Origin of the sequence: Cognatishimia sp. SS12, from assembly GCF_028369055.1 — a bacterium.
Classification (GTDB): domain Bacteria; phylum Pseudomonadota; class Alphaproteobacteria; order Rhodobacterales; family Rhodobacteraceae; genus Cognatishimia.
Window position 1 is genome coordinate 196,397 of record NZ_JAQNCZ010000006.1, and the last position, 24,100, is coordinate 220,496.

Annotated in this window: 21 protein-coding genes; 10 read left to right on the forward strand and 11 right to left on the reverse strand. The window is 58.1% G+C overall.

The genetic code is table 11. The features are described from left to right. Nucleotides 1–95 precede the first annotated feature (95 nt). From N6L24_RS14395 to N6L24_RS14410, 4 genes are read right to left on the reverse strand one after another with little or no spacing between them, the layout of a single operon-like run. The gene (locus N6L24_RS14395) at nucleotides 96–521 is read right to left on the reverse strand and encodes an NUDIX hydrolase (protein ID WP_271845397.1); all 426 of its coding nucleotides are present in this window, start codon (nucleotides 519–521) and stop codon (nucleotides 96–98) included. After that, nucleotides 518–1,342 (reverse strand): substrate-binding domain-containing protein, encoded by an 825-nt coding sequence (locus tag N6L24_RS14400; protein WP_271845398.1) that lies wholly within the window; start codon nucleotides 1,340–1,342, stop codon nucleotides 518–520. The genes N6L24_RS14395 and N6L24_RS14400 overlap by 4 nt, the downstream gene beginning before the upstream one ends. Beyond that, the gene (locus N6L24_RS14405; RefSeq protein ID WP_271845399.1) at nucleotides 1,339–2,055 is read right to left on the reverse strand and encodes an ATP-binding cassette domain-containing protein; all 717 of its coding nucleotides are present in this window, start codon (nucleotides 2,053–2,055) and stop codon (nucleotides 1,339–1,341) included. Before N6L24_RS14405 ends, N6L24_RS14400 begins: the two co-directional genes overlap by 4 nt. Continuing rightward, complete coding sequence (locus N6L24_RS14410; protein ID WP_271845457.1) at nucleotides 2,049–2,753, reverse strand: ABC transporter permease; 705 nt, start codon at nucleotides 2,751–2,753, stop codon at nucleotides 2,049–2,051. The genes N6L24_RS14405 and N6L24_RS14410 overlap by 7 nt, the downstream gene beginning before the upstream one ends. Before the next feature lie 251 nt (nucleotides 2,754–3,004). Between N6L24_RS14410 and N6L24_RS14415 the strand changes: the two genes are divergently transcribed. Together N6L24_RS14415 and glpD are read left to right on the forward strand one after the other, a co-directional pair. Then, entirely contained in the window at nucleotides 3,005–3,778 is a 774-nt protein-coding gene (locus N6L24_RS14415; protein ID WP_271845400.1) for a DeoR/GlpR family DNA-binding transcription regulator, read from the forward strand. Further along, nucleotides 3,771–5,348: a glycerol-3-phosphate dehydrogenase gene (glpD, locus tag N6L24_RS14420; protein WP_271845401.1), complete on the forward strand. Its 1,578-nt coding sequence runs from the start codon at nucleotides 3,771–3,773 to the stop codon at nucleotides 5,346–5,348. The genes N6L24_RS14415 and glpD overlap by 8 nt, the downstream gene beginning before the upstream one ends. A gap of 354 nt (nucleotides 5,349–5,702) precedes the next feature. On the opposite strand, the gene amaB is transcribed toward glpD, so the two are convergent. The 3 genes from amaB to N6L24_RS14435 form a co-directional block, all read right to left on the reverse strand. After that, nucleotides 5,703–7,220 carry an L-piperidine-6-carboxylate dehydrogenase gene (gene amaB / locus N6L24_RS14425; protein ID WP_271845402.1) on the reverse strand — a complete coding sequence of 506 codons (1,518 nt, stop codon included), beginning with the start codon at nucleotides 7,218–7,220 and terminating at the stop codon, nucleotides 5,703–5,705. A gap of 14 nt (nucleotides 7,221–7,234) precedes the next feature. Continuing rightward, a complete protein-coding gene (locus N6L24_RS14430; RefSeq protein WP_271845403.1) occupies nucleotides 7,235–8,341 on the reverse strand; it encodes a saccharopine dehydrogenase family protein in 1,107 nt (368 codons plus the stop codon). 115 nt (nucleotides 8,342–8,456) lie between these two features. After that, nucleotides 8,457–8,888 (reverse strand): Lrp/AsnC family transcriptional regulator, encoded by a 432-nt coding sequence (locus N6L24_RS14435; protein WP_271845404.1) that lies wholly within the window; start codon nucleotides 8,886–8,888, stop codon nucleotides 8,457–8,459. A gap of 239 nt (nucleotides 8,889–9,127) precedes the next feature. Between N6L24_RS14435 and N6L24_RS14440 the strand changes: the two genes are divergently transcribed. The 4 genes from N6L24_RS14440 to N6L24_RS14455 are packed head-to-tail and all read left to right on the forward strand — an operon-like array spanning nucleotide 9,128 to nucleotide 13,095. Further along, the gene (locus tag N6L24_RS14440) at nucleotides 9,128–10,558 is read left to right on the forward strand and encodes a circularly permuted type 2 ATP-grasp protein (protein WP_271845405.1); all 1,431 of its coding nucleotides are present in this window, start codon (nucleotides 9,128–9,130) and stop codon (nucleotides 10,556–10,558) included. A 6-nt stretch (nucleotides 10,559–10,564) separates the two neighbouring features. Next, on the forward strand, nucleotides 10,565–11,512 hold the full coding sequence (locus N6L24_RS14445) for an alpha-E domain-containing protein (RefSeq protein WP_271845458.1): 948 nt from the start codon (nucleotides 10,565–10,567) through the stop codon (nucleotides 11,510–11,512). Then, nucleotides 11,505–12,323, forward strand: a complete 819-nt coding sequence (locus N6L24_RS14450; protein WP_271845406.1) for a transglutaminase family protein — start codon at nucleotides 11,505–11,507, stop codon at nucleotides 12,321–12,323. The genes N6L24_RS14445 and N6L24_RS14450 overlap by 8 nt, the downstream gene beginning before the upstream one ends. A 31-nt stretch (nucleotides 12,324–12,354) precedes the next feature. Then, the gene (locus N6L24_RS14455) at nucleotides 12,355–13,095 is read left to right on the forward strand and encodes a proteasome-type protease (protein ID WP_271845407.1); all 741 of its coding nucleotides are present in this window, start codon (nucleotides 12,355–12,357) and stop codon (nucleotides 13,093–13,095) included. Here N6L24_RS14455 and N6L24_RS14460 read toward each other — a convergent pair whose 3' ends face one another. The 4 genes from N6L24_RS14460 to N6L24_RS14475 form a co-directional block, all read right to left on the reverse strand. Continuing rightward, entirely contained in the window at nucleotides 13,096–14,442 is a 1,347-nt protein-coding gene (locus N6L24_RS14460; protein WP_271845408.1) for an HlyD family type I secretion periplasmic adaptor subunit, read from the reverse strand. Between the two features lie 12 nt (nucleotides 14,443–14,454). After that, entirely contained in the window at nucleotides 14,455–16,566 is a 2,112-nt protein-coding gene (locus tag N6L24_RS14465; RefSeq protein ID WP_442872607.1) for a type I secretion system permease/ATPase, read from the reverse strand. Further along, the gene (locus N6L24_RS14470) at nucleotides 16,517–18,481 is read right to left on the reverse strand and encodes a hypothetical protein (RefSeq protein ID WP_271845410.1); all 1,965 of its coding nucleotides are present in this window, start codon (nucleotides 18,479–18,481) and stop codon (nucleotides 16,517–16,519) included. The genes N6L24_RS14465 and N6L24_RS14470 overlap by 50 nt, the downstream gene beginning before the upstream one ends. Nucleotides 18,482–18,593: 112 nt before the next feature. Then, nucleotides 18,594–20,009: a hypothetical protein gene (locus N6L24_RS14475; protein WP_271845411.1), complete on the reverse strand. Its 1,416-nt coding sequence runs from the start codon at nucleotides 20,007–20,009 to the stop codon at nucleotides 18,594–18,596. A 336-nt stretch (nucleotides 20,010–20,345) separates the two neighbouring features. On the opposite strand from N6L24_RS14475, the gene N6L24_RS14480 reads away from it, so the two are divergent. The 4 genes from N6L24_RS14480 (at nucleotide 20,346) to N6L24_RS14495 (ending at nucleotide 24,055) form a co-directional block, all read left to right on the forward strand. Next, nucleotides 20,346–20,468, forward strand: coding sequence for a hypothetical protein (locus tag N6L24_RS14480; RefSeq protein ID WP_271845412.1), 123 nt, complete (start codon nucleotides 20,346–20,348; stop codon nucleotides 20,466–20,468). A 756-nt stretch (nucleotides 20,469–21,224) separates the two neighbouring features. Then, a complete protein-coding gene (locus N6L24_RS14485) occupies nucleotides 21,225–22,004 on the forward strand; it encodes a response regulator transcription factor (protein WP_271845413.1) in 780 nt (259 codons plus the stop codon). Between the two features lie 9 nt (nucleotides 22,005–22,013). Beyond that, nucleotides 22,014–22,535, forward strand: a complete 522-nt coding sequence (locus tag N6L24_RS14490; protein ID WP_271845414.1) for a hypothetical protein — start codon at nucleotides 22,014–22,016, stop codon at nucleotides 22,533–22,535. A gap of 149 nt (nucleotides 22,536–22,684) precedes the next feature. Then, complete coding sequence (locus N6L24_RS14495) at nucleotides 22,685–24,055, forward strand: efflux transporter outer membrane subunit (protein ID WP_271845415.1); 1,371 nt, start codon at nucleotides 22,685–22,687, stop codon at nucleotides 24,053–24,055. Nucleotides 24,056–24,100 lie beyond the last annotated feature (45 nt).

Below are 24,100 nucleotides of genomic sequence, written 5' to 3' on the forward strand. Positions count from 1 at the left end.
TCGCTGTCCGGCGCGCAGCCTATGTTGCGCTTGGCGGAGTGAAGCGGATTGCGGGGCCGGGCGCAACAGCATTCCTGTTGTCGCGTCTTGGTGGTTTAGCCCCAGTCCTGTTCCAAGCGCAGTCTGGCAACAGCAATCACGTCGGGATGCAGGGGGCGAGTGCCGTGCAGCAGGTCTTCGCTGCGCACCCATTCAGCGGCGGCGGCGTCGTCTGCGGCCACCGGCGTGCCGCTCTGGTAAACGCAGGCAATGGCCTTGATGCGATAGTTGTGGGTGACGCGACCATCGGAGTCATGCAGTTTCACCGTTAATTCGGTCAAAACGCCGAGGGCTTTGGCGTGTACCCCGGTTTCTTCGGTGAGTTCGCGCAGCGCGGCCTGCGTCGCGGTTTCGCCCGGCTCAACATGACCGCCTGGAAACCCCCAAAGCCCGCGCCCGGGGTCTTTGCCGCGCTTAACCAGCAGGAATTGTCCCGCATGCAAGAGCATCGCAATGGCACCGGGGGTGGGGCCGACGCTCATTGGGACGCTGCCGCGTTGAAATGAAACAGCGCCGCGCCATTCAGCCGATAGCCATCGATCAGCGTAGCGGCGCGCGGGCTGGTCAACCAGTGTTCAAAGGCCTGCGTTGCCGCCGCGTTGACATGCGGGTGGCGCTTAGGGTCCAGCGGCAAATAAGCATATTGGTTAAATAGCGCGGCATCCCCCGCAAAAAGCAGCGCCAGATCCCCCTTATTGCCAAAGGTCAGCCAGCTGGCGCGGTCGCTCAGCACATAGGCCGAAAGACCAGACGCCAAATTCAACGTTGCGCCCATGCCGGCCCCAGCGGCGCGGTACCAGCCGGGGTCAAAGGCGGTTCTGTCTGCGCCAATCTCAGCCCAGAGCGCTTTTTCCTTGGTGTGGGTGCCGCTGTCATCACCGCGCGAGACAAACGGCGCACGCGCCTGCCAGATGGCGGAGAGCGCGCTGCCGACATCCGGGGCATCGGCAATCTTTGCGGGGTCGGACTTCGGTCCAATCAGCACAAAATCATTATACATGACCTCGGTGCGATGCGGCGCGTGACCTGCGGCGACAAAGGCCTCTTCCGCTGCTTTGGCATGAACTAAAATGGCATCAACATCCCCGGCGCGCCCAAGGCGCAAGGCCTGCCCAGTACCCACCACCAGCAGGTGAACGGTCAAATCCAGATCCGCTTTCACGGCGGGCAAAAGCACGTCGGCCAGACCCGAGTTGTGAAAGGATGTCGTTACAGCCAATTTCATCTCATCCGCAGCGGCGCGCAGCGGTGCGGTCAATATCAGCAGGCTCAGGCCCAGAGATAGCGTGTGGCGCAGGGTCATTCGACGATGTCTCCGTTGAGATAGGCGCGGGCAGCGCGTGATTGCGGGGCGTCAAAGAATGCGGCGGCCGGGCCGGCTTCGACCAATTTGCCGCGATGCAGAAACAGCACGTCATCGGCCAGGCGCCGTGCTTGCCCAATATCATGGGTGGTTAAGATCAGCCGCGTGCCTTGTTGGGCCTGAGCCTGAAGAATGGCCTCGATGTCGCGGGTGGCGCTGCCGTCCAGATTGGCGCAGGCTTCGTCCAGAAACAGCACTTCTGGCGCGCGTGCCAAGGCCCGCACCAGCGCCATTTTCTGGCGTTCCCCACCGGAGAGCACACTGGCGCGTACGTCCGCGCGCTCTGCCAGCCCGACATTGCTGAGCAGCGCCAGCGCCTTGCCGCGCGCAGCCTTGCGTGTGTGCCCCGCCAGACGCAGCGGATAGGCGACATTGTCCAGAACCGTGCGGCGCATCAGGGTGGGCGTTTGAAAAACAAAGGCCTGCCGCTGCTGCGCGGTCTGTTGATCTGTGGCCCAGCGGATTGCCCCAGCAGACAGCCGTTCCATCCCATGCAAGGCGCGCAAAAGCGTGGATTTTCCGGCCCCATTTGGCCCCATGATCACGGTGATACCGTGTTCCACGAGCGTAAAGGACACCGGGCCCAGCAGGCGCAGCGATTTGCGCCGCACTTCGACGTTTTCTAGGCGCGCGGGGAGGATCGAGCCTACCATCGGCCACGGACCTCTGTGCCGGTCAGCCGATGGATGGCAAGGTTAACGGTGATGGCGAGGCCAATCAGAACAAACCCCAGCCCGAGGGCCAGTGCAAAGTCCCCTTTGCCGGTTTCAAGCGCGATGGCGGTGGTTAATACGCGAGTGACATGGTCGATATTGCCGCCGACGATCATGATCGCCCCAACTTCGCCAATCCCCCGGCCAAAACCCGCCAGCGCAGCGGTCAGCAAGGCGCGCCGCCCATCCCACAAAAGGGTGCGCATGCGTTGGCCGCGCGAGGTATTCAGCGAGATCAGCAGGTCATGATAATCCGCCCAAAGGTCCCGGATCGCCTGATGCGCAATGGAGGCAATCAGTGGCGTCAGAATGATCACCTGTGCAATGATCATCGCAGCGGGGGTAAACAGCAGGCCAAAGACCCCAAAAGGGCCCGACCGCGACAGCAGCAGATAGACCAGCAGCCCAACCACCACAGGCGGCAGCCCCATCAGAGCGTTCAGAACGGCAATGGTCGCGCGGCGAAACCGAAATCGGCGCAGCGCCAGCCAACAGCCCAACGGCAAACCAATCACCGAGGCGATCAGCACGGCGGAGGAGGTCACATAAAGTGAGCGCAGCGAAATTTCGATCAGATCCGCATCCAGAGTCACAATCAGAGTGAATGCTGCCAGCAGACCCTGGGTGATGTCACTCATGGCCGGTTTCCAATGTCGTGCCGCCACCTTAACGGGCACGCCAGCCGGGATGCCACGCAAAAGCGGCAGCATTTGACGCATTTGCGTGGTATTCTCACGCGGCGTCAGCAGTGCGCGCGCGTTCATATGAACCAATTGTGGCAACCGGCTACGTTTGCCTTGGCCAGAGCATGCAGTTTTCGGAGATTCCCATGGACAGCAATGTTCATTTGATGTAATTCGATCATCAAATGAATATTTGAGGGCGTGGAATGGCTTTGAATGACCGTCAGGAAAAGATCTTGCACCTGTTGCGCGCCGAAGATCGCGTCGAGGTGGATGACCTGTCGCGCCGGTTTGCCGTCACCACCCAGACGGTGCGCCGGGATCTGACAGAGCTTTGCGAACGTGGGCTCGCAACGCGCACCCATGGCGGCGCACGCAAACTCGTGTCCACGGCCTCGTTTGGCTATGAAGAGCGGCGTTTGCGGCAATCGGCGGAAAAACAAGCGATCGCCAAACGCGCCGCGGCGTTGATCCCGGATGGGGCCTCTTTGTTGTTGAATATCGGCACAACAACCGAACAGGTGGCGGCGGCGCTGGCGACCCACGAAGAGCTGACGGTGATCACCAACAACGTGAATGTCATCCACATCATGCGCGGCGCGCGGCTGAAATCTCTGGTGATCGCGGGCGGTTCCGTCCGGCAAAGCGATGGCGCGGTGGTTGGCGTGGAAGCCGTGGAATTCATCAACCGCTACAAGGTCGACTTTGCGGTGATTGGGACCTCTTCGATGGATGAAGACGGGGCCATCCTGGATTTTGACGAACGCGAGGTCGCGGTGGCCCGCGCCATTTTGCAAAACGCCCGCACCAAGATCCTGGTCACGGATGTTTCCAAATTTGACCGCAGCGCGCCGGTCCGGATCTGCGATGTGGCTGACCTTGATTATGTAATCACCGACACACGCCCGCCTGCGCGCTTTGTCCAAGCCGCAGAGGCCGGGGGCACAAAACTAATCAATCTGAGTGAACCCGATGACTGACAGCGATACCCTTGATCTCTTTGTAATTGGCGGCGGCATCAATGGCTGTGGCATTGCCCGCGACGCCTCCGGGCGGGGGTTGTCCGTGGCGCTTGCGGAAATGAATGATCTTGCTTCGGCGACCTCTTCGGCCTCGACCAAGTTGTTTCATGGTGGGCTGCGCTATCTGGAATTCTTTGAATTCCGTCTGGTGCGCGAGGCGTTGATCGAGCGGGAAACCCTGCTGCGCGCCATGCCGCACATCAGTTGGCCGATGCGCTTTGTGCTGCCCTACCACAAAGACATGCGCTTTGACTCTGAAACGCCGACCTCCAAGCTGCTGACGACCTTTATGCCCTGGATGAAAGGCCGTCGCCCGGCGTGGTTGATCCGGCTGGGCCTGTTTCTTTATGACAATCTGGGCGGGCGGAAAATCCTGCCGGGCACAAGCACCGTGGATCTGACCAGCGGCCCCGAAGGCGCGCCAATCGATGATCGGTTCGTGAAGGCCTATGAATATTCGGATTGCTGGGTACAAGACAGCCGCCTTGTGGTGCTGAACGCCCGTGATGCAGAGGCGCGCGGGGCCAAGATCATGACCCGCACTAAAGTGATCAATGCCCGCCGCGAAGGCGGCCTGTGGATCATCACAACCGAAGACGCAAAAGGCGCGCAGCAAGAGTTTCGCGCGCGGATGTTGGTGAACGCAGGCGGTCCTTGGGTGATGGATGTGATTAGCGGCGTGGCGGGTATCAACTCCTCCGAAGGGGTGCGTTTGGTGCGCGGCAGTCACATTGTGACCAAGCGGCTCTATGACCACGACAAATGCTATTTCTTTCAGGGTGAAGATGGGCGGATCATCTTTTCGATCCCATATGAGCAGGATTACACCCTGATTGGCACCACCGATGCCGATCACAATGACGCGGATGAAGCGCCCGTCTGCACGCCGGAAGAACGCGACTATTTGCTGAAGTTTGCCAATGGCTATTTCAAACAAGATCTGACCGCCGAAGATGTCGTCTGGACCTATTCCGGCGTGCGCCCGCTTTATAACGACGGGGCCTCTAGCGCCACGGCGGCTACACGCGATTACGTGCTGCGGGTGAATGCCGAGGGCGGCGCGCCGATCCTGAATGTCTTTGGCGGCAAGATCACAACCTATCGTCGTCTCGCCGAAAGTGCTTTGGAAGAGATTGGCAAGGTCTTTCCTGATCTGCCCGGTCCCTGGACTGCCGGTGTGCCAATGCCCGGCGGGGATTTTCCCGTGGATGGCGTGGAGGCGCTGATCGCCAAGGTCAAAACGCAATATCCCTTCCTGACGGACGCCGTGGCGCTGCGCCTTGTGCGCACTTATGGCACCGAAACGTTTCATGTGCTCGGCAAAGCCTCTTCTGCCGATGATCTCGGCGAAGATTTCGGAGCCGGCATTACTGCAGCTGAGCTGACCTGGGCGCAAGACAACGAATGGGTGCGTACTGCCGAAGACTTCTTGTGGCGGCGTACCAAACTGGGGTTGCGTCTGGACGATACGCAAAAGGCGCGCATTGCCGCGTATCTGAACGAGGCCACCGCGCAAGGGGCGGCCTGACGACCTGATTGTCTGGGCTGAAATTTTTTCGCGCTCTGGGCGTAAAAGCCGCTAAATTGCCGTGCGGGGCAGAAAAATTCTGTCCGGCGGCCATGAAACAGGTGCCTGCGGCCGAATCATGCGCGCCCCCCCTTGAGGATATTCAGGGCAAATTGCCGCGCGCGGCGGTGACGTCGGGGCGTTTTAGAGCCTTGGTGACTCGCTGCGCAAGCCGCTGAAAAATAGGGCAAATTATAAAAAAACGGGTCGCGCACTGCTGCGCGACCCTCTTGGTTCCGACGTCATCCTCCATATCCCTGATGCGCCGGAAGAGCATTCAAATCTCAACTTGAAACGAGCGTCCTCAATCGCGGGCTAAATGTCAAACCTTACGCCCTGTGCCAAAGGCAGGTCCGCGGAGTAATTGACGGTGTTCGTTTGCCGCCGCATATAGGCGCGCCAGGCGTCCGATCCACTTTCGCGCCCCCCGCCGGTGTCCTTTTCGCCGCCAAAAGCGCCGCCGATTTCGGCCCCCGATGGGCCGATGTTCACATTGGCAATGCCGCAGTCTGACCCTGCTGCAGACATGAAGCGTTCGGCCTCGCGCATGTTCAGCGTAAACACGCAGGAGCTGAGCCCCTGCGGCACGTCATTTTGCAGCGCAAGCGCCTCGTCAAAATCCCGATAGCTCAGCACATACAGGATGGGTGCAAAAGTTTCGTCGCGCACCACCGCGCTTTGTTTGGGCATGTCGACAATCGCCGGTTGCATGTAGGTGCCGCCCTCTGGAACGCTCTTTGTCACGGCTGCGCCGCCAAATACCGTGCCGCCTTCGGCCTCAGCCTGCGCCAGTGCCGCTGTCATTGCGGTGCCTGCCTCTGCATCGATCAGCGGGCCAACCAAAGTGCCGTCGGCGCGCGGGTCGCCAATGGGCAGTGCGGCATAAGCTTTCTGCAGACGTTCCAGCAGCGGGGCCTTGATATCTTCGTGCACAATCAGGCGGCGCAATGTTGTGCAGCGCTGCCCAGCCGTGCCAACGGCGGAAAACACAATGGCGCGCACGGCCATCTCCAGGTCCGCCGATGGGCAGACGATCATCGCGTTGTTGCCGCCAAGTTCCAGAATGCTTTTGCCAAAGCGCGCGGCGACCATGGGGGCCACCGCCCGGCCCATGCGGGTAGAGCCGGTGGCCGAGATCACCGGTACTTTGTCCGTGGCGGCGAGCGCCGCGCCCAGATCCGCGCCACCGATCAAAAGCTGCAGCAGATTGTCGGGGGCGTCCGTGCCAAAGCGGGCGCAGGCGCGGTCAAATATCGCGGCGCAGGCCAAGGCCGTCAGCGGTGTTTTTTCCGATGGCTTCCAGATCACCGGATCGCCGCACACAAGGGCCAAGGCGGCATTCCAGCTCCAGACCGCGACTGGGAAGTTGAAGGCCGAAATCACCCCGACCGCCCCCGACGGATGCCAGCTTTCCATCATGCGGTGTCCCGGACGTTCGGAGGCGATGGTCAACCCGTAGAGTTGCCGCGACAGGCCAACAGCGAAATCGCAGATGTCGATCATCTCCTGCACTTCGCCAAGGCCCTCTGAAGTGATTTTGCCAGCCTCAAGGCTGACCAACGCGCCAAGATCATCCTTCGCGGCGCGCAGCTCTTCGCCCAACAGGCGCACTAACTCGCCGCGCCGGGGCGGCGGGACTTCACGCCACGCCCGAAAGGCCGTGTCAGCGCGGGCGATGGCGCCGTCAGCATCGTCCAGCCCATGTATATGAACCTGCGCCAGCGTCGTCCCGTCAATGGGGGAGGTCACGGTGAGGGTGCCGCCGGTCAGCTGGTCGGCACTCAGGCCAAGGCGCGCAAGGATTTGGTCGGCGGTGTGGGGCATGTCTTTCATTTTGCGGGCCTTTCTTATGCGGCTTGATGCGTTTGTGATTTTTCGCCAGCCCGGTAGAGCTGGCCAAATTCGGTGTTCAGGAAGTCTGAGAGCTTGACCTGTTCCTGGCGCACGAAGCCTTTTGATGGGATCTTGCCTTGGCGCATCAAATCCACCACGCCCAGAACACCGGCGGCGGTTGTGATTTGGATCGCGCTCCAGATCTGGCCATTGATCTTGGCCGAAAGGCTCTTGTTGATATAGCTTTGCTCGCGCAGAACGCCGTCTTTGGTGCCCTTTGCGGTGCAAAACACCAGCACGACGTCTTGATCGGTGCGGGGCAGGGCGGCTTCGAAAATCTCTTTCAGCAGGTCCCGGCGTTTCTGCAGGCCGAGGTCATGCAGCAGCAGTTTGAGAACGTCGCAATGCCCGGGATAGCGGATGGAGCGATAAGACACGTCTTCGGCGCGGCCCAGCAGAGTTTCGGGCAAAGTGCCAAGCCCGCCCGAGGTGTTGAAACATTCGTATTCCACACCGTCATGGCCGAGGATCTCGTAATCTTCCAAAGGTTGGGTTTTGACCAACTGCCCGTCGACAATGGCGTCGCAGGGATTGCAATATTCGTTGATGAGGCCGTCGGTGGACCAGGTGAGATTGTATTTCAGCGCATTGGTGGGAAAGAGCGGCAGCGCGCCAACCCGCATATGCAGGCTTTGAAGCGTATCAAATTCGGCGGCGAGCGCGGCGCCAGCGATGCCGACAAATCCAGGGGCGAGGCCGCATTGCGGCATGAATGCCGTGGCGCTGCCCTTGGCAAGTTCCCGGACCGCCTGGGTGGCGGCGACATCTTCGGTCAGGTCAAAATAATGCGCGCCCGCCGCTTTTGCGGCGGCGGCAATCGTCGGGGTCAGAAAGAAAGGCGCGGCAGAAATCACAGCGTGAAAACCCTGCAGCGATCGGGTGAGCCCAGCGATATCGGTTGCGTCAATCTGCTGTGTCGCCACGCCCATGTCGCGCGCTGTTGCCAAGGCCGCGAGGTCATGATCGGCCACCGTCACCTGATAATTCGGGGCCTGTTTCAGCAGGGCCGCGATCATCTGACCAATCTTCCCCGCCCCGATAACGCAAATATGCCACTGCATCTGATCCTCCGCTCTTTGTCTAAACAGGGTCGCGCATTCACTGTTCGGAGGGGAGGGGGCAAAGTGACGAAGTGCTGAAATTATCCGTCACATCGACGAAAGATGCGCCGATATGTCAGTGCCGATCTATGCGCCGGCCAAAAACCACATGGGTCTTGGTGCGGTTGACCCCGGCGATCGCGGCGAGCTCATCGGTCAACACATCCAGATCTTCCAGTCGCGGCGCTTCGGCGGAGAGCATCAGATCAAACTCACCGTTCACGGACAGGCAGAGTTTGATCTCCGGATAGGCTTCCAAGCGTTTGATAATGCGTGATGTTTCCGGCTGCTGCACCGACAAAAGAACAATGACCTGTACCAGTGGCGCCATTTCCTCGGCACCGAGTTTGACGGTATAGCCGCGAATTGTCCCTGCGGCTTCCATACGGGCGATCCGCTCATGCACCGTCGTGCGCGCGACCCCCAAACTCTTGGCGATTTGGGCAGTAGACTGGCGCGCGTTGGCCTGCAACGCCGCGATGATTTTGCGATCAAGAGTGTCTTTCACGGGTCCTCGCAGTGCACTTTCATCTCTTGTGTAGCCCGCAGAGGCGCTTTGCAAAAGCCTTGGCTGACTCGCCGGGTTTTTCCACACCCTGCCGAATTGCAGCCAGTGTGCCTAAATTTTAGGCAGTATTTCATTTATTTCGCGCTTGCCAATTTTTCTTTTCTAATGTTTCGCGCTTTTTTAAGGCGAAAGTTCCGCGACCTGCTTGCAACTGCCCGCAAAAATGCCAGCCTGTTGCCATGTCGGAGAAACAAGATTTTTTTAACGAGATGTTGGCGAGCGCGGATGAGCCTCGGCAACCTTATGAAGCGTATTATGAATGGTTCAAAGGCGAGGATATCAAGGCGCTCAGGCGCACCTCGATCGAAGCTGAGAAGTTTTTCCGCCGCATAGGCATTACCTTCAACGTCTATGGGCAAAAAGAAGCGGATGAGCGGCTGATCCCCTTTGATGTGGTGCCCCGGATCATTTCAGCCAGCGAATGGCGCACGTTGGAGCGCGGGATCGAACAGCGTGTGCGCGCGATCAACGCCTTCCTATACGATATCTATCATCGCCAGGAAATTCTGCGCGCCGGTCGCATTCCGCGCGAAATCATCGCTGGAAACGAGGCGTTCCTGCCAGAGATGGTTGGCGTCAAACCCGCCGGTGGCGTCTATACGCATATTGTGGGCACGGATCTGGTGCGCACCGGTCCGAATGATTTTTATGTGCTCGAAGACAACGCGCGCACCCCGTCCGGGGTGAGCTATATGCTCGAAAACCGGGAAACCATGCTGCACATGTTCCCTGAGCTGTTCACCAAGTTGAATGTGCGCCCGGTCAGCAGCTATCCGCAATTGCTACGTCGGTCGCTGTCTGATTGCGCTCCGGAAAATAGCAACAGTGCCAAACCCGTGGTTGCGGTGTTGACGCCGGGTATTCACAACTCCGCCTATTTTGAACATGCGTTTTTGGCGGATCAGATGGGTGTGGAGCTGGTTGAAAGCAATGATCTGCGTGTCGAAAACGGCCACGTGGCGATGCGCACCACGCAGGGCTATCAGCAGATTGATGTGCTGTACCGCCGCGTGGATGATGATTATCTGGACCCGCTGACATTCAACCCGGAAAGCATGCTGGGCGTGCCCGGCATCATGGATGTGTATCGTGCGGGCAATATCACCATTGCCAACGCACCGGGAACGGGCATTGCCGACGACAAGGCGCTCTATTCCTATATGCCTGATATTGTTGAATTTTATACCGGCGAGCGGGCCATATTAAAGAATGTGCCGACCTGGCGATGTTCGGAAGAAGACAGCTTGAAATACGTGCTGGAGCATTTGCCAGAACTGGTTGTCAAAGAGGTGCACGGTTCAGGTGGTTACGGCATGCTGGTCGGCCCCGCAGCGAGCAAGAAGGAAATCGCGACCTTTGAAAAGAAGCTGCGCGCCAAGCCGCATAATTATATCGCCCAGCCAACGCTGAGCCTGTCGACAGTGCCGATCCTGGCCAAATCCGGCCTTGCGCCGCGACATGTGGATCTGCGCCCCTTCGCGCTGGTATCGCCCAACCGCATTGATCTGACCCCTGGCGGGCTGACGCGCGTGGCGCTTAAGGCCGGCTCGCTCGTGGTGAACTCCAGTCAGGGCGGCGGCACAAAAGACACTTGGGTATTGGGGGATTAAGACATGATGCTTGGAAAGACCGCAGGCGGCTTGTTCTGGATGTTCCGCTACCTTGAGCGTGCCGAAAACACCGCACGGCTTCTGGCCGCTGGGTGGCACATTGCCCTGACCCGCGCGGGTGGCAGCGAAGCGCAAAGCGAATGGCAATCCATCATCACCACCGCCGGGATGGATGCCGGGTTTCGCACCAAATACGAAGAGTATTCCGCTGAGGCGGTGATCGACTATCTTTTGCGCGACAAGGACAACCCGTCCTCTGTCATGGGGGCGATCAGCGCCGCGCGCAGCAATGCGCGTCTGGTGCGCACCGCGCTCAGCTCGGAAGTCTGGGAGGCGACCAACGAATGCTGGATGGAGATCAAAGCGCTCCTCTCGCGCCCTATCACCGAACGCGCGTTGCATGACACGCTCACGCAAATCCGCTTTCGCACGTCGGTTGTGCGGGGCGCCTTGCACGGCACGATGCTGCGCAATGATATCTATGCCTTCTCGCGGCTTGGCACCTTTGTAGAGCGCGCCGACAACACCGCGCGCATTCTGGATGTAAAATACTATGTGCTGCTGCCGTCTGCCGCCTTTGTCGGCCAGGCCATCGACAATGCGCAATGGGAGGTGATCCTGCGTTCGGTCAGTGCCGAAAGCTCCTATCGCTGGATCAATGGTGGTGAAAGCACCCCGATCAGCATTGCGAATTTCCTGATCCTGGATGATCAGATGCCCCGATCTTTGGCGTTCTGCGCCAAAAAGGTCAGGGAAAATCTGGCGTTTCTGGAACGTTGCTATCTGAGCCGCCAGGAAAGCAATGTTCTGGCCGAGGCCCTGCAACACCGCTTTGACAGCCAATCCATCGAAACCATTTTCGAAGAGGGTTTGCACGAATTCCTCACTCAGTTCCTGCTGGATAATGGTAAGCTTGCACAGCAGGTCGAGGAGGACTTTAGATTCAATGGCTGACATGAAGCGGCTGACGATCCGTCACATCACCACCTATGATTACGATGAACCTGTGCACTATGCCTTGCAGCAGTTGCGTCTGACACCGCGAAATGGGCATGGGCAGACCGTGCTTGACTGGGAATGCACCGTTCAGGGTGGGTCAAAGCAGGTCAGTTTTGACGATCATTTCCTTAACCACACCGATCTTGTGAAGGTCGACAGTGGCGTGAAACAGGTTGAAATTGTCAGTACCGGCACCGTGGAAGTCGAAGATTCAGCCGGTGTGATTGGCCACCATCGTGGCTATGCGCCTCTGTGGCTGTTTCAGGCCCAGACAGAGCAGACCAAACCCGGCCCCAAGCTGACCGCCATGGCAACCGCCCTGCGCAAATATCAGGCGGATGTCGATGACATTGCCTTGCTGCACGCGATGTCCGCAGAGATTGCGAAATCGGTGCAATACGAGCTCGGCACCACAGACAGCACCACAGGTGCCGAAGATGCGCTGGCCGCCGGGCAGGGGGTCTGTCAGGACCACGCCCATATCATGATTGCGCTGGCGCGGCAGCTTGGCTTTCCGGCGCGCTACATCTCGGGCTATCTGCTGATGGATGATCGCGTGGATCAGGATGCGACCCATGCCTGGTGCGAGGTCTTTACACAGAGCCTAGGCTGGGTTGGGTTTGATGTCTCAAACGGGATTTCGCCGGATTCTCGCTATGTGCGTGTGGCGACCGGGCGCGACTATCGCGATGCGGCACCGATCTTGGGTATTCGCCAGGGAATGGGCACGGAAAAACTTGCAGTGACTCTGCAAGTGCAGCAATAGATTGTACAGTGCGAACAGTTGAGATCCCAAGATGACCTATTGCGTCGGCCTGATGTTGAACCAAGGATTGGTGTTTATGTCCGACACCCGCACCAACGCGGGCGTCGATAACATTTCGACTTATCGGAAGATGTTCACATTCGATGTTGCCGGAGAGCGCAGCATCACGGTGATGACCGCTGGAAACCTGGCGACGACACAGGCCGTGATCAGCCTGCTGAAAGAGCGCAGCAAGGCCAGCGATGAGCGTGACCCCAGCATTCTGAAAGTGCCGACCATGTATCAGGCGGCTCTTTTGGTGGGGGAAACTCTGAAAGAGGTCCTCGACACACATGCGCAAGCGGGACAGCGGGCCGATGCATCGTTTAATGCAACGATCATCCTGGGTGGGCAGATCGCGGATGGGGATCCGACGATATTCCTCGTTTATCCTGAGGGCAATTTTATTGAGGCCAGCAGCGATACGCCGTTCTTGCAGATCGGTGAAACCAAATATGGCCGCCCCATTTTGGTGCGTGCCTTTGACGCTGACATGAGCTTTGAAGAGGCGGTGAAGCTGCTGCTGGTGTCTTTTGACAGTACGATCAAAGCCAATCTTGGGGTCGATCTGCCGATTGATCTGCGGATCTATCACAAAGACAGCTTGGCCGCAGGACAAAGCCTGCGGATTGGCCGGGACGATCCCTATTATCAGAAGATCTCCGAAGGCTGGGGCGTGGCCCTGCGTGATGCATTTGGCCGGTTGCCCGCCTTCGAATTTCCCAAAAGCTGATCAATCCTCGCGGAAGGCCCGCGACATTGAATCCACGATCGGTTTGGTCAGATATTGAAAGAACGTGCGTTCTTCTGTCGCGATCAGGATCTCAACGGGCATGCCGGGTGTTGGCACAAACCGTGGCACCTTGGCGATGCTTTCCGGGGTGATGTTGATGCGGGCAATATATACCTCGGGGTTGGTGGCATCAGCTGCGTTGTGAACCGCATCCGCCGAGAGATAGAACACTTCGCCATCTAGCACCGGCGTGGTGCGCTGGTTCAAGGCGGTGAGCCGCACAAAGGCGTGCTGGCCGATCTGCACACTGTCAATTTCTGTACGCGGGATCAGGGTTTCGATGATCAAAGGCGCGTCCATCGGCAGGATTTCGGCGATTTCCTGTCCGCCTTTGATAACGCCGCCTGACGTATGGTAGTGCATGCGAAACACCGTGCCCGAAACGGGCGCAGTGATTTCGGTGCGGCGCAAAACGTCCTCGGCGCTCAGGATCTGTTCATTGATACTGTCTAGCTCGGCCTGCGCGGCCTGCAATTCATCCAGAGCCTCTTGGGAATAGGCGTGACGGATCTGCAGCGCCTGTTTGCGATATTTGCCGATCATCGATTCACTTTCGCCAATCTCTGCCGCCAATCGTGCTTTTTGCCCGCGGGCATCCACCAGCGCCCGTTGCAGTGCGTTGATCTCTGTCTTGCGGGTCAGGCCGGAACTGAATAATTCGCGCTTTGCGGCCAAATCCTCGTTGAGCAGGGCCATTTGGTCATCAAGAGCCTTGCTTTGTTCCTCATACCCCCAAATCCGCAGTTCCTGCGCCGAGATGTTTGAATTCAGAAGCTGCAATTCGTTTTCCAGCTTGTCGCGCGACAGCTCGAAACTCTGCGATTGGCTGTCCAAGATATCGGCGAGGCCAATATCAGTGATCGCCTGCGTCCGCAGAGCGCTGGCAAAAGTGAGCTGCGTATCATTGCCATATTGCGCCTTGAGGCGTGTGACCATGGCGTCCAGCCGCGCTTTGCGGAGCGTCAGTTCGGTCAGCTTGGTGAACGATGGCGTGGTGTCCAGCGTGATCAGCGTATCGCCAGCCTGCACCGCATCGCCCTCGCTGGCGATGATGTCCTTGATGATCCCGCCTTCAAAGTGCTGGATCACCTTATTGCGCCCGGTGGCCACAAAGCTGCCCTGTGAGACAACCGCTGCGGCAAGTGGGGCAGAGAAGGCCCAATAGCCAAAGCCGCCCAAGGCACCAAACATTAAAAACAAGCCAACAATACCGATCCGCCAAATTTGCCGTGGCAATTCGGACGACCAATCATTCATTGGCTCCCCAGGAAGATTTACAACGCTCATAATTGGTCCCCATTAAGCATTTGGTTGGTTCGGATTTTGCGGCGGCCCGCCTTGTGGCCGTTGCATCTGGTTCATGCGCGCCTGTCGGTCCAGTCGCCGCTGTTCCAGCGCTTCCAGCACCTGCTGGCGGAAGCCGAACATAGAAATATTGCCATCCGCCATAAGCATGATCTTATCGACCGAGCTGAGCAGCGAAGGCTTCTGCGTGATGACCACGACGGTCATCCCCTGTTGCTTGGCATGGACCATCGCGCGCGCCAGCGCTTGATCCCCTGCGGCATCCAGATTGGAGTTCGGCTCATCCAGCACCACAAGGCGCGGATCGCCAAAGAAGGCCCGTGCCAGCGCAATGCGCTGTTTCTGACCCCCGGACAAGGGCGTGCCGTCGGCCGCCACGATGGTTTCATAACCTTCCGGGAATGTGGCAATCATTTCATGCACATCCGCCAGAACAGCCGCCTTGTGGATTTGATCATCGGTGGCGTCCGCGCGCATACGGGCGATGTTCTGTTTGATTGTGCCGGGAAACAGCTGCACATCTTGCGGCAGGTAGCCAAGATTGGTGCCCAGCTGCCGTTGATCCCAATTGCGCAGGTCCATCAGGTCAAGCCGTACGGCACCGGATGTTGGCATGACAGATCCGACCAGCATCTTGCCAAGGGTGGTTTTCCCAGCGCCGGAGTTACCGATGACGGCCAGGGATTCACCTGGTGCCAATGCAAAGCTCAGCCCATTAAGGACGACGCGCTTTGTGCCGATGGGCACATAAAGTAGCCGTTCAACATCCAAGCGGCCTTCGGGGTTCGGCAACAGCAGCCGATCGGTGTTCAGTGGCGAGGCGCGCAGCAGGGCCGAGATGCGGCCATAGGCAGCGCGCGACAGCAAAAAGTGGTTCCAGCCTTCGATGGCGCCTTCGATGGGCGCAAGGGCACGGCCTGCGATGATCGATGCGGCAATCACCATCCCGCCGGTGATTTCACCATGGATCGCCAGATAGGCCCCCCAGCCCAGCATGCCGATCTGCGTGAGCAGGCGTACCGCCCGCGACAGCGCGGCGGTGACAATGTTGCGGTCCTGCGCCTTGACCTGCGCTTTGAGCGATTTTGCCGTATCCGCACCCCAGATCGAAACCGCTTCGGGGATCATGGCCAAGGCATTGATGATCTGACTGTTGCGCGACATGCTGTCCAGATGCAGGTTCGCCTTGCTCTGGTGCATGTTGGCTTCGGCAAAACTGCGCGAAGTGATGCGCTGGTTGATCATCGCCAACATAAACAGGATCAGCGCTGTGACCACCACGATGGAGCCCAGATGCGGGTGCACCAGATAGATCGCCAGAATGAACAGCGGTGCAAATGGCACATCAAGGAAAGACAGCAGCGTCCCAGAGACCAGAAAGGCGCGCAGCTGCTGCAGATCGCCAAGGGTCTGATACTCGCGCCCATTGCTGTTGAGCGAGGCGCGCGCCGCCGCGCTGAGAATGGGCGAACCAAGCTGCGCCGCGACTTCGACAGCGGTGCGCATCAGAACGAACCGCCGGATCGCATCCAGCATGGCCTGCAAGAGCACGGCCCCGACAATCACAGCGGTCAGCATGATCAACGTATCCAACGACCGGCTGGTCAGAACACGGTCTGAGATCTGAAACAGATAAACTGGAATGGCGAGGATCAGAACGTTGGTGGCGCAGGTGAATAAGATCACCAGAACCAGGTTCTTACGAATGGCTTTGAGGCCACGTTTCAGCCCACCGGCAAAATCATTCGGCCCGAGGCGACGGTGAAATTTACCATTGCGCCCGCCCCCACCAGAGCCATTGGCCAGCGCCGGTTTGCCATTTGATTTCTTTTGCAGATCGGTGCCCGCAGGTTTCTCTGCGGCTTGCCCCCGTCGGGATTGAAATTCAAAGGCCCGCGCCTTGGGTTTGCCCTTGGCACCGTCCTTATCCGTGAGTGTGGTCTTAAGACGTGGGTCTTCTGAAGAAATTCCTTTGAGCTCTGAAGTGGATTGATCGGTTTCTACATCTTTTGATGTGTAGTCCTTCAATGGTGCTCTCCCCAAAATAATGCCCAAATCAGGCAAGTACTGATTGCATGACATCCACTGTGGTTTCAGCAGGTGCATTCACGGCCACGGTGACGCCGTCTTCTTCGTAGGTGTTTTCAAGCATGCCATCCGCGAGGAAGAGCACAGCCTCCCCAGCCAGCGGATCTGCATCCAGCAGCATCAATGGATCGCTCTCAGAGACGAAATCTGCTTGATACAAGAAGGCCTCAGAATAGGCCCCGTCTGCGGTGTAGATCGTGGAATCAAGCCCCGCGTCGTGGACAGCGGCATAGTTGATCAGATCGTTGCCGCCGGTCAGCACAGAGATATCTGCGCCTTCCGCGCTCTGCACTGTGGCCGACGCCAGCGCCACCTGATCCGCATCGCCCAAAATGTTGAACTGCTGCAGGATCTGAATATCCAGCCAGCTGCCCGAAATGTAGAGCACGCTCATGATGTCGCTGTCGGCAAAGGCCTTGTGACCCAGGATCTTGTCGCCAAGCGCATTGCTGCCTTCTGAGGCTTTTTGCGAGGCGTGGGCCATGTCCTCGGTCATCTCTTCGGTCATGTCGATGCCGAAATCCGAGATCGAGGCGTAGTTATAAAGGAAGTTGTCGCTAGTCTCGATCGTGCCGCCGAAGCCCTCTTGGTAATAGAGGTAGTCGCTGTCCAGCATGATATTGGTCTGCGAAATGAACGTCGCGTCGATCATGTCGCCGCCAACCACAATCAGATCGTAGTGAAAGCCCAGACCAAGAATATCAAACACGTTGTAGAGCGTGTTGTCGCCCATTTGCAGGAATGTTGAATCCGCGTCAAATTTCACGCTGACCGTGTCTGAATCATTGGCGAAATTATACTGGCACACGTGGTTGTAGTTGATCAGATTGCCTTCCAGGCGGGTGACGACCACATGGTTCGGCCCATCGCCCATCTCTTCGCCTTCGACCTTTTCGATCTGGCTGTGATGTGGGTTGGATTCGGCTGTGAACGCGGCTGCGTTCATGCTTTGCGTGCTGGAATTGGCGCTGGCATGCAGCATGCCGTTGATCGTGTCGCTGTCGTTCCAGACGTTGGTCTGGCTGATGGCTTTGGCAAAAATCGCCTTGCCCATCACCGAAATCATCGGCGCGTCCAGCCAATTGGTAACAACCACACCTTCGTTCAGCAGCAGGTTCTGGCCCGTCGAAAGTTCGTGATTGGCCAGATGATCTTCGAGCAGCGGCGCATCCTCGTCCTCTTCGTCCTTTTCCTCAAAACGTTTGCGCAGCTCGGCCAGCTTCGGAATGTCCTCGACGCTCTCGCCATTGACGGTCTTGCCCGCCACGTCGCCGCCAAAGGCGACATGTTGCGTTGCGCCATCCACTTCGGGCAGCCCGCCGTCGGTGCGCAGCGTTGCGATGTCCTGTGCCAGATCGACGCCGGTCTGGGCGATCACCTCTTCGTTCTGCGGCAGGGCTGGGGCCCCGAGGGGCTGAAGCACATTGGCCGTATCTACCAGCTGTTGCAGCGCGTCATCAAAATCGCGCGCCGCGACAAATTCCACGCCGGCGTCATAGTTGAGAAACTTGTCCTGATCCTCAAGATAGTTGGCCTCGACCGTGATGTTGGCCATCGATGAGGGCAGGGGGATGCTGAACACCGGCCCTGCGGCCGCCTGCACCCCATTGAAAAAATCATCGCCGAAATAGGCCGGCGGGAAAAACATTGGCAGCATCGCCGGGGCAAAGCCCGCCATGCCCGGAACCAGAATGGAAAAATTGCTGACCGGCACATTTACGAAAGATAGCGGCCATTTGATACCGGCCATGAAATCTTGCAGCCCGTAGGCGCTGGTGACATTGACCGTGACATTCAAAAGCCCGCCCAGGTCAGCCTGCTGGGCCAGCCGTGCGAGCATTTCTTGATATTGGATCTTCATGCGAGCCGCTTCTGCATTCAGCTCAAACATTCCGATGAAATGGGCAATAATTTCTGTTCTATCGTCTAGCATGGGTCAAATCCCTGCCGTTCTGGCGTTAATACCCTGTGCTGCTCGATTATTTTTTTCTTGTAAAAGGCCTGCGCAACTTGCGCTGCGCAGGCCGGTGTTTCAGGCGTTTGCCTTATGACATGTCGTCGTCACCGATGAGGGTGGTGGAATAGCCACCGCCTACAACGGTCATATCGACGGTGTTGCCCAGAACATTCGCACCTTGCACGATGTTCATGTTGAAGGCTGCGTTATCCAACGCTGCATCAGCAGACGCGGTGGAATAGCCATTCACAAAGCCATCATCGCCGTTGTGCGAACCCCATGAGCCGCCGGTTTTGCCGCCCATGCCGCCATCTGCAGAGGCATGACCGGATGCACCGCCATTACCGCCCCAGACACCAGCGTCGCCGCCATGTGCTAGGCCGTTGCCAGCGTGACCACCAGCTGCGCTTGCGTCGCCACCGTGGCCGCCATGACCACCGTCACCGCCGCCAGCACCGGCTTTGCCCATGCCCATACCTTGGCCAGCACCCCAGCCGCCAGTGTCGCCACTGTCAGCAGAGCCTGAGCTGCCACCCATGGCACCAGAACCACCGCCTGCGCCTGCGCCGCCGTCGGCATCATTGCCACCGGAGTAGGATTTCGCCATGCCAGCGCCCATGCCATGACCGGCATCTGAGTCTGCATAGCCTTTGCCGTTTCCGCCATCAGCGTCTGCTGGGCCATAACCGGCACCGCCAGTTGCGTCAGCGTCTGAGCGGCCGCCACCAGTTGGAATACGGGCATACCCGCCGCCAGAGTCAGCGTCAGCTTTGGCTTTTCCACCATCACCGCCGCCGGTTGCGGAAGCATCGCCGCCAGCACCTGCACCCAGTGCTCCTGAATGGCCGCCAAGACCGGCACCCAGCGCACCAGCGTGACCTGCGTTGCCGCCGTCACCACCATCGCCGCCGTCACCGCCGTCGCCACCGTCGCCGCCATCACCGCCGTCGCCGGTTGTGCCAGCGTCGCCGCCGAGGCCAAGGCCGATGCCTAGACCGCCCAGCCCAAGGCCAGTGGATGTGGCATTGCCGCCGTCACCACCGTCGTCGCCTTTGGACTTGCCGCCTTCATTGCCATAGTGCTTACCACCCATGGCAAAGGCTTTTCCGCCGCTGGTATCGTCTGCGCTGCCGTCACCGCTGTCGGTGCTGGCGCTGCCAGCGTTGCCGCCGTCAGACTCGTTGTCGATGCCTTCTTCCGAATTGGCTTCGCCGCCATATGCTTTCTGCTTGGAAGAGTAATCGCCGCTGTTAGAGACGCGAGCGTCCTCGACAATGTCATTGTCCTGAAGCGCGTTGTTCATGTTGTTGATCGTGCCAACATCATTCCCTGCACCGGTCAATGAGTTTTGCAGCAGTTTGGCCATATGGGTGTCACCACCAATATCGGTGTTCATATCCCCATCTGCCATTGTGATGTCGCCGACGGTTGACCCATGCAGGTCAAAATCAGCAAAATCATCATCGGTTGGCTCCCAGCCTTCCATGCTGATGTCGATGTCCACATCTACGTCAGAGGTGTTCGATACTTCAGTCGTGGATGTGTTCGAGCTGGTAGCGGTCGCGTCTGACTTGGAGTGGGACCCGGATTTCGAATGCGATCCAGACTTGGACGTAGAATCGGAATTGGAACCGGAATTTGCGTCAGAATTCGAGTGCGAACCCGCACCTGCCGCCGCAGCCCCTAGGCCAGCGCCCAGACCAGCACCAAGCCCAGCACTGGAAGAATCAGAGCTGGTGTCATTGGTATTGCTGTTGTGGTTGCCGTTGTGGTTTCCGTTGCCATTGAGGTTACCGTTTCCGTTCAGGTTCCCGTTCCCGTTCAGGTTCAGGTTTTCGCTGTGCTGGCCTTGATGTTGGCCTTGGCCCTGTCCCTGATCTTGCCCTTGATGCTGGCCTTGGCCTTGCAATTGACCTTGACCTTGCAGTTGGCCTTGAAGGCCGAAAAGTGGGTGATGTCGTGATCCACCTGGCATTGTTACTTCTCCCTAACTAAGGGTTCGAGCGGTCACCAGTCATTCTAATGTGACCATTGTCGAACATGATTTAGATTTGTTTGAAAGTTGAGTTTTCATGATGCGGTCATGCAAAAGCAGCTGCGACCGCGCGAAGTCACTCTTTGGTTCTGTTTCCCTCCCCTGGTTTTTTGGGCGCTGCCCGGTTCGCTGAAATGGACCGAATCGGGGGCATGCAAACGCCGGTTAAAATGGTGCCAAATCCGCAGGCATAGCCCGGGATCTGGTGCCACTAAGCCTCGTGGAATTCCTGTAACGGCGTAAGCTGCCGATTGGGTCTACTTCGGATGGGGTAAAATGCGACGGGCGAGAATCATTGAAAATCAATGTCTTGCTTTGAGACTTTAATAAAAATGCTCGGGCTGAGAATCGCTGCGTTTACCTAGAATGATTTATGATTCGTTAATCATTTGAAACGACTCGAAAAAGTTGACATAATACTTTGGCGAGCTGTGGATAAAATGAGGGTTTCGCACTAACCGTTTGGTTAATTGACGATGCCGCAGCCTGTGAACTAACGTTTAAAGACTGATTTCAAAGGAAAATTTCCTACGTTAAATTAGTCTCATGTGGATACGAGGACATCCACTCACTAGTCGAGCAGTTGGGGATAAGCCGGTTCGCCGTTGCAGGACGGGGCAGGGTCGGCACTGCGTAACGGGTGTAATTGTTCATGCCCGGGTAGCGATTGTGTGGGAGGGATAAATGCCAGGATTTGAATCTGTGGCCCCATTGGTATTGGGTGGCCACAACGTACCGAATGTCGACCGTGAATTGGCCGTTTTTATCGGCCCGGTCAAAAACTTCAGTAATATTGTTCTGCGAAACGTCGAAGAGGAAATCCCAGACGTGATGCCGGTGCGATTTGACAGCGTTGAGGAATATCACGCGCAAATCGACCCTGAGAAAACGGCAACACGGCTTGTGATTGTGGACTCGGCGATTTTTGATCAGGAGTTGCAGCAACTCGAAACATTGCTCGCCAAACACGGCGAAGCGGCCCCGGGCGCTGAACTGCCCGGGATCGTGGTGGCCTATTGCAGCGATCATTGCGCCCAGGCTGTTGTTGCGGGGCTTGGCGATGCGGGTCGGGTGCAGGGTTTTCTGCCCATGAACCAAAGCATCGAAATTCTCTTGGCGCTGATGCGCCTGCTGATCAGTGGCGGGGGGTATTATCCGCTGGAGATCATGCAGGGGGCGCAAACGGGTGCTGCGTTGAGCTCCGTTTCTGCGGAAGTGAAACCCAAGCCAAAGCCCGTAGCGGCCGCGGCACCGCCGCCTTCGGTTGACCCCGACATTCTGACCCCGCGCGAAGTGGCGGTTATGAAACATGTCTCAAATGGTCTGCAGAACAAGCAGATCGCAGGCGAGCTTGGCGTGTCAGAACACACGATCAAGCTGCACATCCATCACATCATCACCAAGCTGAATGTCAGCAACCGCACCGCGGCGGCGATGAAGTTCATGGAAGTCATGCCACACTGAGGGGTGCGTATGGGACAGACCGTGCACAGGCCAAACTTTGGAGGGCGCGATGTGGAACTGGACCAGATTCTTCACCGCGTCGGGCGCCTCAACTACACCTGGACCAATACCGAAAGCCTGCTGATCCACTTGATTGCAGGCCTCGCGGAGGTCGAAAAAGATGTGGCTGTGGTGATATTCCTGACGCTGAACACCACCCGCGCGCGGGTGGATATGGTGGAGCGTTTGTCCAAATTGCAACGCACGCCCCCGAATTTACGCGATGATATTCTGGCGCTGACCTCTCGTCTGGTGCGCGAGGCGGCGCTGCGCAACAAATACAACCACTGCATCTATTCCTTTGATGCAGACAGCGGCGGCATCCAGACCATTATGATGCGCATTCAGGATCGCCGCAAAGAGATTAAAGTCGGCAAAACCGAAGCTCTGACCAGCGACAAAGCAGCTGATATCGACAGCTGCATCGCGCGTCTCGAAGCTTTGAATGTGGATATCTGGGAGTTGGTGCGCAAGCACAGCTTTCCTCTTTGACCGACACCAAAGCGAGGCAGACATACACGAGCATCCCGCGCCACCCGTGGCACGGCACAATAGGGGGCTGGGCGTGCGCGCCCGGAACCGCAGCATTCAAACAGTGGGAAGTGATTGAAAAATTGACTTAAAGCAGCAGGAGAAGTGCAATGGGGACAATTGCCGTACAAGGATTTATCAAACCGCTTATCGCGGCCGCGCTCGTTTCAGGGTGCGCCGTGGGCACGGAATATCAGAAACCAACGACACCTGTACCGGCCAAATTTGCGGCCCCTGCAGCCAATGCTGGCAAAGTATCCACCACTTCTGCCTGGTGGCAGGGCTTCAAAGACCCTGTTCTCAATCAACTTGTTGCCATCGCGTTGCGAGATAATTTGCAGCTGGCGCAGGCGCGGTTACGCGTTGACGAGGCGGATGCCCTGGTGCTTACCGCTGGTCCGGTGATCGACGTCAACGGCCGCATTGAGTCTCAGGTGGCGTCCTCCAACATTGGCAATGACCGCAGCCTTGGGGCGATTTCAGGCTCGGCCGTGCTCTTCGGCTCGCAACGGTTCCGCGAAGAGGCCGCGCGCGCCCGCGCCAGTGCAAGTCTGGCCGAACTGGATGCCGCCCGGCTTCTGGTGCTGTCCAACCTGGCTTCGGCCTATGTCGATCTGCGCTTTGTGCAAAAGCGCCTGTCGCTGAAATACAAAGAGCTGGAGACCTGGCAGCGCACCTCGCGCGATCTGGATCTATTGCAACAGCAGGGCGCAACCACGCGGCTGGATGTGTTGCAGCCCACCGCTGAAATCGCCGAAACCCGTGCCGAAATTTCGGTGCTGGGAATCGAGGTAGAGCGTCAGAAAAACCGCATTGCAACCTTGCTCGGCAAGATTGCCGGCACCAATCCTGTGGATCTGCGCTATCGCGGTCAGCCCTATCCGCGCTTTAATGTCGCCTCTGGCGTACCTGCCGATCTATTGGCAAATCGCCCGGACATCCGCACCGCAGAGCACCGCTATCGTCTGGCGGTTGCTGAAATGAATGTGGCTGAGGCAAACCTGTATCCGCAGCTGACGCTGAATGGCACCATCTCGGCCCGCAGCGACGCCAGCCCGGTGCGCGGGGCGATTGGCCTTTTGGGTCTGTCGATCCCGATCTTTAACCAAGGTGCCGGCAAAGCACAGGTCAAAGCGCGTCATGCCAATGCGCAGGCGGCCTTTTTGCAATGGAAATCTCAGGTGCTTGTGGCGATCGAAGAGGTGGAGACCCTGCTGGTTGCGCAACGCAAATTGGGTCAGGCGGTCGGCAATTCCAGCCAATCGGTAAAACTGAACACCGAGGCGATCAACCTGTCGCGTCAATTGTTCAACGCGCAGGAAATGTCCGTGCTCGATTTTGTGCGCTTGCAGCGCAATCAAATCCAGGCCGAGGCAAATCTGGCGCAAAACCGGCGGCAGCGCGCCCTGAACTACATCGCGCTGCAAATTGCGCTCGGGGCGGGCAGTTCGCAGCCCGTGGCACCGGCCCCAAGTAATTAAAGGTATTTGCGACAGAGAAGGGTCGCAATTTAGGGAGGACTATAC

What these genes read in the sequence shown, in the direction of transcription:
- N6L24_RS14440 (WP_271845405.1), top strand. Translation starts at nt 9,128, where the DNA reads ATGTCGGAGAAACAAGATTTTTTTAACGAGATGTTGGCGAGCGCGGAT.
- N6L24_RS14445 (WP_271845458.1), top strand. Translation starts at nt 10,565, where the DNA reads ATGCTTGGAAAGACCGCAGGCGGCTTGTTCTGGATGTTCCGCTACCTT.
- N6L24_RS14495 (WP_271845415.1), top strand. Translation starts at nt 22,685, where the DNA reads ATGGGGACAATTGCCGTACAAGGATTTATCAAACCGCTTATCGCGGCC.
- N6L24_RS14485 (WP_271845413.1), top strand. Translation starts at nt 21,225, where the DNA reads ATGCCAGGATTTGAATCTGTGGCCCCATTGGTATTGGGTGGCCACAAC.
- N6L24_RS14430 (WP_271845403.1), bottom strand. Translation starts at nt 8,341, where the DNA reads ATGCAGTGGCATATTTGCGTTATCGGGGCGGGGAAGATTGGTCAGATG.
- N6L24_RS14405 (WP_271845399.1), bottom strand. Translation starts at nt 2,055, where the DNA reads ATGGTAGGCTCGATCCTCCCCGCGCGCCTAGAAAACGTCGAAGTGCGG.
- N6L24_RS14450 (WP_271845406.1), top strand. Translation starts at nt 11,505, where the DNA reads ATGGCTGACATGAAGCGGCTGACGATCCGTCACATCACCACCTATGAT.
- amaB (WP_271845402.1), bottom strand. Translation starts at nt 7,220, where the DNA reads ATGAAAGACATGCCCCACACCGCCGACCAAATCCTTGCGCGCCTTGGC.
- N6L24_RS14465 (WP_442872607.1), bottom strand. Translation starts at nt 16,566, where the DNA reads ATGCACCTGCTGAAACCACAGTGGATGTCATGCAATCAGTACTTGCCT.
- N6L24_RS14455 (WP_271845407.1), top strand. Translation starts at nt 12,355, where the DNA reads ATGACCTATTGCGTCGGCCTGATGTTGAACCAAGGATTGGTGTTTATG.
- N6L24_RS14415 (WP_271845400.1), top strand. Translation starts at nt 3,005, where the DNA reads ATGGCTTTGAATGACCGTCAGGAAAAGATCTTGCACCTGTTGCGCGCC.
- N6L24_RS14410 (WP_271845457.1), bottom strand. Translation starts at nt 2,753, where the DNA reads ATGAGTGACATCACCCAGGGTCTGCTGGCAGCATTCACTCTGATTGTG.
- N6L24_RS14490 (WP_271845414.1), top strand. Translation starts at nt 22,014, where the DNA reads ATGGGACAGACCGTGCACAGGCCAAACTTTGGAGGGCGCGATGTGGAA.
- N6L24_RS14460 (WP_271845408.1), bottom strand. Translation starts at nt 14,442, where the DNA reads ATGAGCGTTGTAAATCTTCCTGGGGAGCCAATGAATGATTGGTCGTCC.
- glpD (WP_271845401.1), top strand. Translation starts at nt 3,771, where the DNA reads ATGACTGACAGCGATACCCTTGATCTCTTTGTAATTGGCGGCGGCATC.
- N6L24_RS14395 (WP_271845397.1), bottom strand. Translation starts at nt 521, where the DNA reads ATGAGCGTCGGCCCCACCCCCGGTGCCATTGCGATGCTCTTGCATGCG.
- N6L24_RS14400 (WP_271845398.1), bottom strand. Translation starts at nt 1,342, where the DNA reads ATGACCCTGCGCCACACGCTATCTCTGGGCCTGAGCCTGCTGATATTG.
- N6L24_RS14470 (WP_271845410.1), bottom strand. Translation starts at nt 18,481, where the DNA reads ATGCTAGACGATAGAACAGAAATTATTGCCCATTTCATCGGAATGTTT.